The following is a 13285-nucleotide window of genomic DNA, read 5'->3' on the forward strand; positions in this document are numbered from 1 at the left end:
GGAGTCGGCGTTGACCTACCATTGAGGTACGCAACTAGCGATGTTTGCCTTCGTTACTCCCGGCGTATCCACCTCGATAAATTGCGCCTTTGGAGTATCCGGCTTGGTGAACTGCGTGTACAACGCCTTGAACGCCAACTGACCCATCTTTTCCGGTTGTACACAAACAGTACCATCGACATCGCCTGTTTTGATCGCCGCAATTCCGAGGCGCGATCCGCCCCACCCGACAAGCTTGGCGTGGGAGCTGGCTTCGCGTACTGCTTTCGCACAACCGATAACCAGATCATCCGCCTGGTTGTAGATGAGGTCGACGTCGGGATGCGCAGTGATTATGTTCTGACACACAGACTGTCCTTGCTCCGGAGTGAGATCGGTCGGCTGCGATGCGACAATCTGATACTTGATCCCCGATTTCTCGAGACCCTCTTTAAAACCTTTTGTTCGCTGCCAGTTCTGAGGCATGCCAGGGGCGCCCTCAAGAATGGCGATCTTCGCGACTCGACCTTTCGGCAGCAATTGCGCCGCTATGTCTCCTGAGTTGATGCCCGTGTGAATCTCGTCGCTTGAAACCAGCGCTGTAGCCTTGGGATAGACATCCCGAATCGGTCGTTTCTGAGGATCTCCGATTTCGGTTGCAACCGAGACGAACGGAATATTATGAGCTGTAACTCGGTCTACCCAACCTTGCGCAACCAAACCGTCAATCGGCAAAACCGCAATGCCATCCACCTTTTGCGCGAGCAGATCGTCGATCGCATTACCTTGCTTTTCAACGCTTGTCTTGCCGTCGAGAATAATTGTTTTCACACCCACCTCTTTGGCGGCCGCCTGAAATCCCTTTACCACGGCTACGTTAAACGGAAATTGCATTCCAGCCGCGACATAACCAAATGTAATTTCCTTTGCGATCGACGCGCCTGACACAAATACTAACCCACCGGCAACTACGGTAGCACCAAGCGCTTTAACAAACGATACCATTAGAAGTCTCCTAAATAGTTAGCTGACTATGTTGACTGCGTTTGTTGTTGATCCGTCGAAACGCCTACTTCGCAAACCGAACAACGCCCGTGGATAGCTTTGATGTCGTTCACAACGAACCTTACGACCTTCTCAAACTTATGCTCATGAGCTGCTAAATCACTTACAGGTCACTCTCAATCTTGAATCCCTCAACGAGTTCCGCGAGCCTCGTCGCCTGCTCTTGAAGCGACTGAGATGCGACAGCAGCCTCGTCAACAAGCGCTGCGTTTTGCTGCGTGAAGTGTTCCAGTTGCCCCATCGCCTGGTTAAGCTGCTCTATCCCGATACTTTGTGCGTCGGTTCCGCCCGAGATAGAGTTGGTGATCCCAACCACGATTCTGACGCTCCCAACAATTTCCTCCATCGTGGAGCCTGCGCTGTTCACCAAATCAAGACCGGCTTGTACGCGCCCCACTGAATTTTCAATCATTACTTTAATTTCCTTGGCAGCTCCCGAGCACCGTTGCGCGAGGCTTCTCACTTCCGCCGCCACTACAGCAAACCCTTTCCCATGCTCTCCTGCGCGGGCCGCCTCGACTGCAGCATTGAGAGCGAGAATATTCGTCTGGAAAGCAATACTCTCGATGACATCGATTATTTCAACAACGTTGCCGGCAGATTCATTGATAGCAGCCATTGTGCCGATGACCTTCGAAATGACAGTGGCACCTTTGGCCGCTATGTCAGATGCCGACTGCGCAAGTCTATTAGCCTCCAACGCATCGTCAGCGTTCTGCTTGACCGTTCGGGCGAATTCCCGCATCGACGCAACAGTCTGTTCCACGGAGCTAGCCTGCTCTTCGGTGCGAGATGAGAGGTCTTGATTGCCGCGAGAGATTTGAGCCGACGAACTCGCAATCGTATTGGTCCCGTCACGTACTTCTCCGACAATCTTTGTGAGACTGTCATTCATACAATCGAGCGCCCGCAACAGTTCGCCTATCTCATCGCTTCTCTGCACATAGCTGCGTCCGGTGAGATCTCCCGACGCCACCAACTGGGCACCTCGCAGTGCATCGCGCAGAGGTACCGTAATTGAGCGAGTAATGACCAGCGCGCAGCACATACCCGCGAGCACTGCCAGGCTTCCCAGGGCAATCATCAGATAGCGTGCTTGCGTCACAACATGATTGGCGTCCCGTCCACGTTCTTCGAAGAAGCGTCGCTGCATGGTTACAAGAGCCGTAATGTGATTTTCGAGGCTCTCCAATTCGGGCAGTACCTCCTTGTTCAGCGCCGTGGTCGCATAGTCACGGTCACCCTGAGCGAGAAACTGTGCGACCTTTGCCTGCGAAGCAGCGAATGCCGCATTCGCTGCCTTTATCTTCTCCAACACGTCTCGTCTTTGGGGTAGTGAAACAAGTTTGTTAAGTTTTTCCAGCGCGTTTTCCGTAGCGACCCGGTTATCCAAGATCTCATGTTCAATGGCGGTGATTCTTCCCAGATCATCGGTGATAAACAACTGCATCGTGAGCCCCGCGTTCGCGCGCGTTTTCGCGTTCAAAAGCTCCGCCGCTTCCACGCCGTTCCAAGCCCGGTTGACAATCTCATCGTTGATATCTCCGACTCGGGCGAGTTGGCTTAATCCAATTACGATCAACGCGGCGACAAGAGCCACCATTAATCCGAAACCCGCACCGAGACGAACGCCGATTCGTAACCCCGCAAAGTTCACCATTTCGGTAGTCCGCTTTTATGTAACGAAGGAGTTTTTGCGCATGACAGCCTCATCCAGTTCAACGTCTTCCGTCAGAAGCGCGACTACCCTGTCCTTATAAAAAATGCACATTGTCGATTTAACAAGCCGGGAAAGCGATGCATGAAAAAGAGTGCGATACCTTTCGACACCGCACCTGAAACGCCCCTCTCACGGGCCGCAAACTTTGGCTTCAGATTCGACTTCCCGTTCAGAACGCGTGCTGGATGCCCGCGTAGACACCCGACTGGCTATGTCCCGGCAATGGATTGTCCGTCGCAACGGCCGTCCCCGGGTTGTTCGCATTCAACCCGAAGTTCGCTGTCTTGCTATTGCGAACTGTCGCCAACTGAATATCGAGCAACGTACGCTTGGAAAGATTGTAGGAGCCGCCGATCGTGTAAATCGTCGCGTTTCCCGAGCCGTTATTCCCATTTACGTGATATACAGCACCAATAAGAGCGGCGGCTGACGTGGCTTGCCACGTCACACCACCCCACTCCTGATCAAGGGTCGTCGGCTGACCTGGCAGCACAGCAGTCGCGCTGGATGAGCGAATGGCCTGGTACGCACCTTGCACTTTGAATTGACCCAGGAATACATTGACGAAAGCCGAGTACTCACGTGACGCTGCAAAGACACCGCCTGCCGAGTTGCTACCATTGACTGTACTGACTGACGGTCCATACAACAGACCGTTAGCCGGGTTACGGATCTCATCGTACATTCCCCGAACCTGGAAAAGGGCACTTGTGTAAGTAATCTGTGCCCCGGCTTGACGCCCTTGCGGGGTCGTACCGTTGCCATTCCAGTTCGTCGCGTTTGACAGCGCATACTGACCATAGAAATCAAACCCACCGATTTTTGGCGACTGATATGACAACGCGTTACTGACGAGCGGCCAGTTCCGGCCGCGCACGAGCGAAGCGGAAGACCATGCGGTTTGCCCGAAGGGATCAAAATCCCACAGGTTGTTCCCAATAAATAGTTCTCGTCCCATCAGGAACGTGCCGTAATTCGGACTGACGAACCCTACGGTTGCCCAACGGTTGAACAACCCGCCACCGCCGGGACCCGCCCCCGTCATAGCATTAAAGTAACCTTCCAACTGGAACACAGCTTTGTAGCCCCCGCCGAGGTCTTCAGCACCTTTCAAACCCCAAAGACTCGTACCCCAGTCACCGCTTTCCGCGCGGAAACGATGGGTCGAGCCCGTCGCCGCACCTGTCGCGGACGGTCCCGTCGGAACGCCAGTCATATATTCCACGCCTGAATCCAGGCGACCGTACAAGGTCACACTGCTTTGTGCATGCGCCGATACAGCAAGTGCAAACGCGGATGTAGCTAGCAAAGCTCTTTTCATTCCTCTTCTCCTCCTTCAAGTATAAAAGCGACACCTGAGCAGCTATCTCGACGATCATTGTTCAAGCCGCACCGGCATCACGACTGGCAATCGGTGCAGTCAAATTTCCACGGTCAGACGCATTCCTTCATTTCGGTATACTAATTATCCATTTAAAAAATACGACCTCCGATCACAACGCAGAATTTCTATAGATGCACGCGGGGGGATCCGTTTTATTGCGTAGGTTCCTTACACTTCTTTCCATTAGTGATTGCGTTCAACGTCGGCAACGGAGCCGGGAAATCGATGTCTCCGCCGATACCGAAGCGTCCGCTTCAGGTCGCGATCGACTGGTTCTTCGACAATTCATCCCAATTTGTGAGCGAAGGTTATTGCCCGAAGTGAAGTCGGGTCTATTTGTTTTTTGTGTGTTCGATGGTAAGTAACGCTTAACGGCTTCCTAGAAGTGAGAGCATTTCCAACACAACCTTCTTGGACAAGGTCGATATGACCGGATGTCTTGCAGCGGCGTGCTTTTCGCCCTTGTCAAATAAGGAAAGTACCAGGGGTGGAAATGCTACAGTCCAACCGACTTATCTCGATTTGACGACAAAACGTGGGGGCTTTGGCAGCGTGTGATCAGGCAATGGAACGCATCACAATGCGCGATCGCGACATTAGAGCGATGTGCAAGAGTGAGGACAGTAACTTTGTACGGTCAAACCGACCCGGTCAACGTCGGACGATGTTGACGGGATGCTACGCGTGCGCCCGCTGGCCCAGGAGCCAGCAGGCGCACGCCGCACCGCAATTGACCTATGGCCTGTTCACACTACTCGTATTTGACCGTATACTTCGGTGATGGAAATCACCGAAACCCAATATCAGCGAATTGAGCATTGCCTGCCGCGACAGCGCGGCAATGTCAGCCTGACAAACCTGCAAGTGCTCAATGCGATTCTTTACGTGGCCGAGCATGGTTGCAAATGGCGCTGACTGCCCAAACGCTTTGGCAGATGGCACACGATCTACACGCGAATGAATCGCTGGTCCCGTAACGGCGTGCTGGATCGCGTGTTCACTGAATTGCAGCGTGAGCAGATCGTTCGCATCAGGATCGAGGCGGTCTCGTTGGATAGCACAATGGTAAAGGTTCATCCTGATGGCACCGGTGCATTAAAAAAAACGGACCTCAAGCAATCGGAAAATCCCGAGGTGGATGGACCACCAAGATTCATATGGTTGCCGCGGATGCTCGAACAGCCATAACGTTCGCCCTGTCTGCTGGCCAGGCCGGTGATGCGCCAGAGGGGCGAGCCCTGTTGCAAAGCCTTGGCTCGCCCAACAGGCCACTGCATCTGCTGATGGACAAGGCGTACGAAGGCCACGAGACGCGACAACTTGCGCTCGACCCGGGTTTCATTCCAGTTGTTCCGCCGAAAAGCAACCGGCTTGAACCGTGGGAATACGATCGCGAAATGTACAAGCGCAGGAACGAAGTGGAACGCCTGTTTCGCCGCCTCAAAGGCTTTCGCCGCATCTTTTCCCGCTTCGACAAACTGGACGTGATGTTCCTCGCCTTCATCAATTTCGCCCTTATTGTCGATGGACTTAAATAGTGTGAACAGGCCCTAGGAGTGGCTCGTAAGAGGAGCGTTGCGAGAGCCAGTCATGGTGGCGATTGCATCGATGCTTTCATGCCAGTTTTACGCTGTCCGACGCGGAAGACCTTCCGCTGGTCATCGCAACAGGCGTGGCTAATTCGGAGAACGGTCAAGAGTCGAACTCTCGCTTCATACCGAGGGAATGCAGGCCGTTTGCCCGCCGTCGACGGATACTATCGCACCTGTCATGAAGCTCGCGTCGTCCGTGAGTAGGAATGCTGCTACCGCCGCGATCTCCTCGGGTTGTCCCTCACGACCTATGGCATGCGCCGCCCGAATCCGTCTGGCCTTCTCCGGGTCGTCAAACATGTACGCCGTGAAGGGCGTCCGAATCATCCCTGGGGCGATCGCATTCACCCGGATACCGTAGGGACCAAGCTCCGCACCCATAGTGCGCGTAATACCCGAGACTGCGAATTTGGAAGCAACGTAGGGAAGTCGGTTCGGCACACCCATGATGCCAGCCCCAGACGAGATGTTCACAATTGCTCGTGAGGTCTTGTCATGTTGAACCGCCCGCGCGAAAGCCTGACACATGAGGAAAGTACCGTCCAGGTTGACTGACATCACCTTCTTCCAGTTCTCGGACTCACAATCCAGAACGTTGCCCACGCCCTTGATGCCTGCACAGTTGATCAACCCGTGCAAGCTTCCAAACTTCTTTTGGGCAGTAGCGACGAACTCTTCCACCTGCCCAGCATCAGACACGTCGAGGTTTCCGCCGTAGAGACGTGCATCGCCCCCGAGCAACGTTACCAGCTTGTCGACCCCACCTTGATCCTGGTCCGCCAATGCAACGCACGCCCCCTCGTCCCACAGCCGCCGCACGCACGCCGCCCCAATGCCGCTAGCCGCACCAGTCACTACAACAGCCTTTCCTTCAAAGCGCTTCATGGTTGTGTCTCGTCGTTAATGACCATATATGAACAATGCATTCGCCCACCGCCCAGGAACTGGTACGCTTCATATGCGTCTGCTGGCTCATGGCCGCGTACTAATTCACTGCATTCAGGAATGCTGTGGCGTCTTCAAGAGACTCAAGGTCACGTGCCAGTTGAATCGCGCAATCAGTCTTTTCAACCGTCAAAGGGTTCGCCGCGACTGCCGCGCAGTCACGGAACTTCTGCTCGATCGATTCCCAAGACATCGGTGCCTCAGAGCTTCCCGGTACGTTGTCTCCGAGACGTGCGAAGCTGCCACCATCGCGTGTCACGATTTCCATCCGTCCGTCCGGAATTTTCACTTTCCAGTCGAGACTACTGTCTTCTATCGGGATAACCTTCTCTGCGATTCCGAGAACTTCCGGGTCAAGCAGCGCTGCAGCGCTGAAATCTGAGATCCGGATTTGCCCACGGGCAGCAGCCAACGCTACACAAAACGGAAGACTGAACTTCGCATCAACGAGCGTCGCGGGTGCCCTGCGTAGTTCCAGTGGATAACACATGCGCTGATGGAAATCCCCCACGAAGACTTTGATTTGCTCAATATCCCCCGGTTTCAGACCGTGCTCTTTCATCAATTCGATCGTGGCATGGATGTAGGTATGCACGTTCCCGACAGCCGGCCATGCCTTGTAAAGCATCGAGCCACCGAGATACTCTTTCCCCAGCCTCTCGATCATCTTTTCTCGTTCGTACTTGCCGCTGAAGTAGACATTAAAGATGCCAGCCTTCCCCTCAAATAGCTCCGCGATCCCGGTGATGCCCCTTTGAGCTAATAGCACTGACATAACGGCGCCTTGGGCAGTGAAGCCGGCGTACATTCCGCGCAGATCGCTACCGATTCCGAAAATGACCTGCATCGTGCCGCTCGATTGCATGCTGGCGATCCCGAGTGCATGTGCGATCTGCTCGCGCGACAACCCGTGGATGTAGGCTGCGGCCGCTGCCCCAGCGAATGCACCGACAACCGAAGAAAGGTTCCAGTCCTGTCGCCACCCCACGTTGCAGCGCAGGCGCACGAACAGGTCTTGTCCCAACGCTACGCTCGTGATCAAGTCGCGCCCGGACACCTTCCCCTTGCGTTCGGCAAGCGCGAGAACTGCCGGTACCACAGTGCTGTCAGGGTGCGCTCCCCAAGGCGTCTGATCGTCAAAATCGAGGCAATGTGCCATGACGCCATTTGCGAATGCCGCCGATTGCGCCGGAATCTTGCCACCGAAGCCGAGGACGGAGGCCTCTTGCCGACCACCGGCATCTAATACCACATCGGCCACCCCGCGAACTGCCGGCTCCATACCGCTGCCTGCAAGAGTTACACCGATGATGTCGAGGATTGACTTCTTTGCTGCATCGACAGCCTCGTTGGATAAATCCTCGAAGCGAGTCTCAGCGACATGTTTGGCAAACACCTGGCAAAGATCTAAATCAGGGTTCATGATTCTCTATCGAGGAATGTGTGAAGGATGGATCGGCACATGCATGCTCCTCCTCTCTCAGGCTCTAGCTCAGCATTAGGCTGAACGCCAGTCTGATAGGAGATACACCGATGCACAAGCGATGATTCGTGAAGTACTGTTAAGAACCTCTTGATAATCATCGCGCCGTTGCTCGAATCATGTCATTTCCTCGATTTACCCCAAGACAACTTTGCGCTTTCGTCGCAGTCGCGGATCTCGGAAGCTTCGCAAAGGCGGGAGAAAGGTTGAGTTTGTCTACGTCCGCGATCAGTCAGCTCGTGAGCGAACTGGAATCCCTCCTCGGTTTCCGCCTATTTGACCGCACCACCCGTACCGTTTCTTTGACCCCGGCGGGGCGAGAATTTCAGTCCTCTGCGAAGAACGTACTGGTACACATGGAGCTTGCTAAAGCAACAGCGGATGACATCCGAAATCGCGCGGCTGGCATCGTCCGCGTTGCAGCCCCGCTCATTTTGGCGAGCACGATTCTGCCTGCTGCAGTCAAGGCATACGCAAAGTCGCATCCTGGAGTTCTCGTACGAATTCGGGACACGCAAGTTGAAGATCTTATTGGTACGGTAAATAAAGCCGCTGTGGACTTAGCCGTTGGACCTGACCAGCCGGTTAGCGAAGGGATTGCCCGCATGGACCTGTTTCGAAGCCCATGGGTCTTATGGTTCGCTCCGAGTCATCCTCTGATCAAGCGGAGCGAAGTGACTTGGAACGAACTGCGAGAGCACCCCCTGGTTGTCGCAGGACGGGACTACGAACGTACCATTTCGCTGACGCACAATGAATATCACGAGAACGAGCGCATAACTCCGGTCGATATCGTCGACAACATCAGTACCGCGTTCGGCATGGCCGCAGAAGAACTCGGGTTGGTAATCGCACCTGCCTATGTAGGTCTCCTTGGACGCAGGTTTGACCTCGAAATGCGCCCGATTGTCGAACCAGAGGTGACGCGTCAAGTCTGCCTTTACCAGTCCTCAACCCGTGCCGCGTCTCCGGCAGCCGAAGGCTTTCGCGACCACCTTATTTCATGGCTTGCGGGCAAGGATGATCTGGGGCAGCGCGCGCGTCCCTAAGTGCTCGAACGCTGCAGAGTTCAAGCATTCGGATCTCCGCGGTAAAAGAAGTCTATGGAGGGTACCCCAGCAGATCGCGAACGATTGCCAGGATAACGGCAAGTTTATAGTCGTTCAGAATTTTCCATCAATCTTTCGGGTGCCTTCCGCTACGCTTCACCATACGCGTTACGCCGCGTAGCACGCCCGAGTCAGCTTGAGACGCGTTTAGAGAATTCCTTCATCCAACCGCCGAAATGATTGATTTTCCGATTATCGACTCTCATATTCACCTGATCGACCGACAGCGCTTCGGATATTCATGGTCTGCCGGGTCTTCCTGGGCAGCCGGCGCAACGAAACTACATAGAAGTTGGACCGCGGACGATCTTTTACACTCTTCAGCGCCTTATCGAATACAGGGTTTCGTATGCATCGAAGCCGATGTCGACGTGCCCCAGTATCTTGATGAGGCGGAATGGATGCAATCCGAATCCATGCGTGATTCTCGGGTTTTGGCGTGCGTCGCGTGTTTGCCGCTCGAGAAAGGGATTTCCATCGAGCTAGAGATGTCGCGCATCGCCAGCCTCCGGCATGTTCGCGGGGTCCGGCGCCTCATTCAGAACATGCCTGACTCGTCCGTGATCCTGAAGCACGATTTTCTTGATGCCATCAACCTGCTCCCAAAATACGATCTGAGCTTCGATCTTTGTATCGACCCATATCAGTTTGGAGACGCCTTCGAAATGGTCAGACAGTGTCCAACCGTGTCGTTCGTTCTCGACCACATGGGCAAGCCTCAGATTAAGGAAAGGCGGCTTGATTCCTGGTTCGATCAGATCCGGCAAATATCAAGTTTGCCGAACGTGGTATGCAAGATATCTGGCCTGATGACGCAGGCCGATCACGCAACATGGAAGGATGAGCAATTGTTGCCCCTCATTGATCATGTCATCAACTGCTTTGGGAGCGACCGCCTCCTTTTTGGTGGTGACTGGCCGGTACTCGAGCTGGCCGGAAGCTACCGGCAGTGGGTTGAAATTGTCGATCATGCGACCCAGCATCTGTCTGATGCTGACCGTCTAAAGATTTTTCGCTCAAATGCAATCAACACCTACCGTCTTGATATTTGAGCGAACTGAGAGGATGCGCCGAACAATGCGCGCCACTTGATGCAACAGCGCCGTACTCACGGCGCCTCCTACTCATAGCTATGCTGAAACAGCGTCAAAAGCGATGAACGACCCCGGCACCCACCGCGACCATGCTGCGCGATGAAGAAGGTGTGGTGTTGAAGCCATCCCCGATCGTTGCCGTCGCGTTAATGATTGACTTGCCATTGGTGGCGAGCGTCTGACCATTTGCGCGCGTATAAGCTTCCAGCACGTATACACCAGTACGTTTTGACAGAGAGTAGTACTGTGACAGGTTGAACTGTTGATACTGTGCGCTGCTGCTGATGCCATTAGCCGTGGTCGCGCGCGTGTAGCTGTACCCACCCGCAAAGTCCCATGTAGGAGACGGCTTCCAATGCAGTACGATGCCGCCCGTATTCCAGATCTGCTCGCTGCGAAACAACGAATTGATCCCCGGAATGTATTGAACGTTCGTATACGTCGCGGTGACGTCAAACTGGCTGTTAAACGTATAGCCCGCGCCGACCGCGAAACGCTGCTGAGCCTGCGCCGTCTGGTATCCGTTGGTTACGGCCGAGACACCAGCTTGTGCACCGGCGTTTGATGTTGCTGAGTCTGCTCCGAATGCGCCACCGCCTGGCGTTGAATTGTTGATGCGCGAGAAGCCCACTGCCAAGCCAACCGGCCCTTGAGCATACTGGATTGCCGCTGCCCAGCTGGAACCTTGATTCACGCTCCCCGGCACACCCGCGAACGAATATGAACCGCTGAACTTGAAACCGTATATCACCGGCGACATGTAGAGCAGCGTGTTATTGGTGCGATAGCCAGTATCCAAGCCATCCAGATCTCCAGGGTGCGCGCCGAAATAGCCAGTGAGCCACGTCGTTGGGCTGTAAGCGGAGAGCAACTGATAATAGGAGGCATACTGACGACCGGCCGTGAACGATCCGAATGTTGGGTTTGACAACCCAACAAATGCCTGACGGCTAAACATCAGGTTGTTCGTTGCCATCGCGCCCGTGGCACTGTTGAAACCCTCTTCCAGCGTGAAAATCGCCTTCGTTCCCCCGCCAAGTTCTTCTGCTCCCTTCAGGCCGAAGCGGCTACCTGCCCATACGCCGTTAATCATCTTGAACGCAGAGTGACCACCCGACGTCGAACCCAACGACGTCGAGCTCGATTGATAACCTAAGCCGGCGTCAACGATGCCGTACAGCGTCACGCTACTCTGCGCGAAGGCGCATGTTCCGGTCAACATCATTGCCGCGGCCGTGACCGCGACTTTAACTTCTGGGTAGCGTCTTTGCATTTAATCATCCTCTTGTGTTTTGTGTTTATCGAAGCGCTTAACCGTTTGCCAATTGAAAATTCGTACTTTTTGCTGCCTAGGTGAGCGTTCTAATCCAGCATTCAGTTCGTATACCCAACTAATTATCTTAATGCATCTTCACCCGTAGAAGAGGTCAGAACTCACCTCAGTTCATGAAATGCGGCGGAGGAATCCTCGCCGGATGACGAGCTTCCTGACGTGCGCAACCGCACGCCCCTTGTCTCCGGCACGAACTGGGTTAATATGAGACAGGCGATGGCGACAAACGTAACGTAATACGCCGGTGCAAGCGGAGATCCAGACATTTGGACCAGTAGGGTTCCGATGAAGGGTGTCGTTCCTCCGAAAACGGCGACGCTCAGCTGGTAGGAGATTGCGTGGCCTGTGGCACGAAATGATGTCGGGAAGAATTCCGGCGCGGCGACGAAGCACGCTCCACCGTACAATCCAACTCCAATCACCAGCAGCAGCTGGCCAAGCAACGCGCCGTTAATCGTCCCCGATGCAGCGAGGTGAACTCCCGGATAAGCGGCGAAAGCCAGCCAAGCGGCTCCGAGGGTGAGGATACGCTTACGACCGAAACGGTCGCTCATTACTCCACCGAGCGGGATCATAAATGAGAGTACAACAATGGCCGCTCCGTTCGTGAAGAGGGCCGACGTCGGTTCAAGCTTGGCCACACGTACGAGAAACGTGTACATGAATCCCAATAACAGATATGAACCGACGGTCTGAATCGGCTGAATCATGGCTACATGCAGCATGCCCTTCACGCCCCCTTCTCTCATTGCTGCTCGCAAGGGACTTTTCGAACCTGATCGGCGCGTCGCTTGTTTAAACTCCTCCGGTTCGTCAAGGTTACGCCTGAGCCAAAATCCGACAATGCCGATTAGCCCCCCCGCGAGGAATGGCACACGCCACACCCAATCGGCATAGGCTGTCGCACCCGCCGCAAGCTGAAGCCCAATCAAGAGGCCCGCCACCAAGGCGTTAGGCAAATGAGAAAAGATCAAGGTAAGACCGATCCACCCACCTCTTCGGTCGTCTGGTGCCGATTCCAGAATGAAGCTGGTTGTGCCGGTCGTCTCGCCTCCGAGCGCGAGGCCTTGAGCAATCCGGCACAAGACCAAGAGCACCGGGGCTGCGATTCCCACACTGGCGTAGGTGGGCAAGAGTCCGATTAACGCGGTGCCGAGCGCCATCAGCCAGACAGTTGTCGCCATGACCCTGACGCGCCCCAATCTGTCGGCCATAACGCCAAACAATAAGCCTCCCAGCGGTCGCGCGAAAAACGCAACGGCATAGACTGCGAAGGTACTCAACAAAGCTGCCGTACGATCGCTTCCAGGGAAGAAATGCGTTGACAGGATCGGGACGGAAAATCCGAAGACAGCGAAGTCATAGATTTCTCCAAAGTTTCCAATGGAGCCCGCCGAGAGCGTTCGGATCGAACTTTGCTTTGCCACGTTGCCTCCAAACCATCTGGATTTTTAGATAAGCGGTCGCCCGCCCCGAACGAACTCGATCTAGCCGGGGCCTAGGACATGGGTATGCAGTGCGTTGTTATTCACAACACACTGCCTGGAACTAGCTTTCATTTGTTTAACTAGGGATGTACGA

The 13285-nt window shown here is 54.6% G+C and carries 9 protein-coding genes and 1 pseudogene; 3 read left to right on the forward strand and 7 right to left on the reverse strand.

From position 1 onward, the window contains the following. Positions 1-15: 15 nt before the first annotated feature. The 3 genes from BPHY_RS33860 to BPHY_RS33870 all read right to left on the reverse strand — a co-directional run bounded on the left by BPHY_RS33860 (position 16) and on the right by BPHY_RS33870 (position 4085). On the reverse strand, positions 16-984 hold the full coding sequence (locus tag BPHY_RS33860) for a sugar ABC transporter substrate-binding protein (RefSeq protein ID WP_012405981.1): 969 nt from the start codon (positions 982-984) through the stop codon (positions 16-18). A gap of 163 nt (positions 985-1147) precedes the next feature. Continuing rightward, complete coding sequence (locus BPHY_RS33865) at positions 1148-2704, reverse strand: methyl-accepting chemotaxis protein (RefSeq protein ID WP_052306218.1); 1557 nt, start codon at positions 2702-2704, stop codon at positions 1148-1150. A 229-nt stretch (positions 2705-2933) separates the two neighbouring features. Next, positions 2934-4085, reverse strand: a complete 1152-nt coding sequence (locus tag BPHY_RS33870) for a porin (protein WP_012405983.1) — start codon at positions 4083-4085, stop codon at positions 2934-2936. 843 nt (positions 4086-4928) lie between these two features. Here BPHY_RS33870 and BPHY_RS41510 point away from each other — a divergent pair. Then, positions 4929-5686 (forward strand): annotated as a pseudogene (locus BPHY_RS41510) (IS5 family transposase). Between the two features lie 174 nt (positions 5687-5860). On the opposite strand, the gene BPHY_RS33885 reads toward BPHY_RS41510, so the two are convergent. Both BPHY_RS33885 and BPHY_RS33890 read right to left on the reverse strand, forming a co-directional pair. After that, a complete protein-coding gene (locus BPHY_RS33885; RefSeq protein WP_012405985.1) occupies positions 5861-6625 on the reverse strand; it encodes an SDR family NAD(P)-dependent oxidoreductase in 765 nt (254 codons plus the stop codon). A 100-nt stretch (positions 6626-6725) separates the two neighbouring features. Next, positions 6726-8108, reverse strand: a complete 1383-nt coding sequence (locus tag BPHY_RS33890) for an MmgE/PrpD family protein (protein WP_012405986.1) — start codon at positions 8106-8108, stop codon at positions 6726-6728. 179 nt (positions 8109-8287) lie between these two features. On the opposite strand from BPHY_RS33890, the gene BPHY_RS33895 reads away from it, so the two are divergent. Further along, positions 8288-9217 (forward strand): LysR family transcriptional regulator, encoded by a 930-nt coding sequence (locus BPHY_RS33895; protein ID WP_012405987.1) that lies wholly within the window; start codon positions 8288-8290, stop codon positions 9215-9217. A 236-nt stretch (positions 9218-9453) separates the two neighbouring features. Next, positions 9454-10329, forward strand: coding sequence for an amidohydrolase family protein (locus BPHY_RS33900; protein ID WP_012405988.1), 876 nt, complete (start codon positions 9454-9456; stop codon positions 10327-10329). Between the two features lie 94 nt (positions 10330-10423). Here the strand turns inward: BPHY_RS33900 and BPHY_RS33905 are convergent, their stop codons facing one another. Continuing rightward, positions 10424-11596 (reverse strand): porin, encoded by a 1173-nt coding sequence (locus BPHY_RS33905; protein WP_407671303.1) that lies wholly within the window; start codon positions 11594-11596, stop codon positions 10424-10426. Positions 11597-11805: 209 nt separating this feature from the next. Further along, the gene (locus BPHY_RS33910; RefSeq protein WP_012405990.1) at positions 11806-13131 is read right to left on the reverse strand and encodes an MFS transporter; all 1326 of its coding nucleotides are present in this window, start codon (positions 13129-13131) and stop codon (positions 11806-11808) included. Positions 13132-13285 lie beyond the last annotated feature (154 nt).

Origin of the sequence: Paraburkholderia phymatum STM815, from assembly GCF_000020045.1 — a bacterium.
In the GTDB taxonomy this organism is placed as follows: Bacteria; Pseudomonadota; Gammaproteobacteria; order Burkholderiales; family Burkholderiaceae; genus Paraburkholderia; species Paraburkholderia phymatum.

Bases quoted from the DNA above. Each gene is read 5' to 3' on its own strand.
- BPHY_RS33905 (WP_407671303.1), bottom strand. From the start codon at position 11,596: ATGATGTTGACCGGAACATGCGCCTTCGCGCAGAGTAGCGTGACGCTG.
- BPHY_RS33895 (WP_012405987.1), top strand. From the start codon at position 8,288: ATGTCATTTCCTCGATTTACCCCAAGACAACTTTGCGCTTTCGTCGCA.
- BPHY_RS33885 (WP_012405985.1), bottom strand. From the start codon at position 6,625: ATGAAGCGCTTTGAAGGAAAGGCTGTTGTAGTGACTGGTGCGGCTAGC.
- BPHY_RS33860 (WP_012405981.1), bottom strand. From the start codon at position 984: ATGGTATCGTTTGTTAAAGCGCTTGGTGCTACCGTAGTTGCCGGTGGG.
- BPHY_RS33865 (WP_052306218.1), bottom strand. From the start codon at position 2,704: ATGGTGAACTTTGCGGGGTTACGAATCGGCGTTCGTCTCGGTGCGGGT.
- BPHY_RS33870 (WP_012405983.1), bottom strand. From the start codon at position 4,085: ATGAAAAGAGCTTTGCTAGCTACATCCGCGTTTGCACTTGCTGTATCG.
- BPHY_RS33900 (WP_012405988.1), top strand. From the start codon at position 9,454: ATGATTGATTTTCCGATTATCGACTCTCATATTCACCTGATCGACCGA.
- BPHY_RS33890 (WP_012405986.1), bottom strand. From the start codon at position 8,108: ATGAACCCTGATTTAGATCTTTGCCAGGTGTTTGCCAAACATGTCGCT.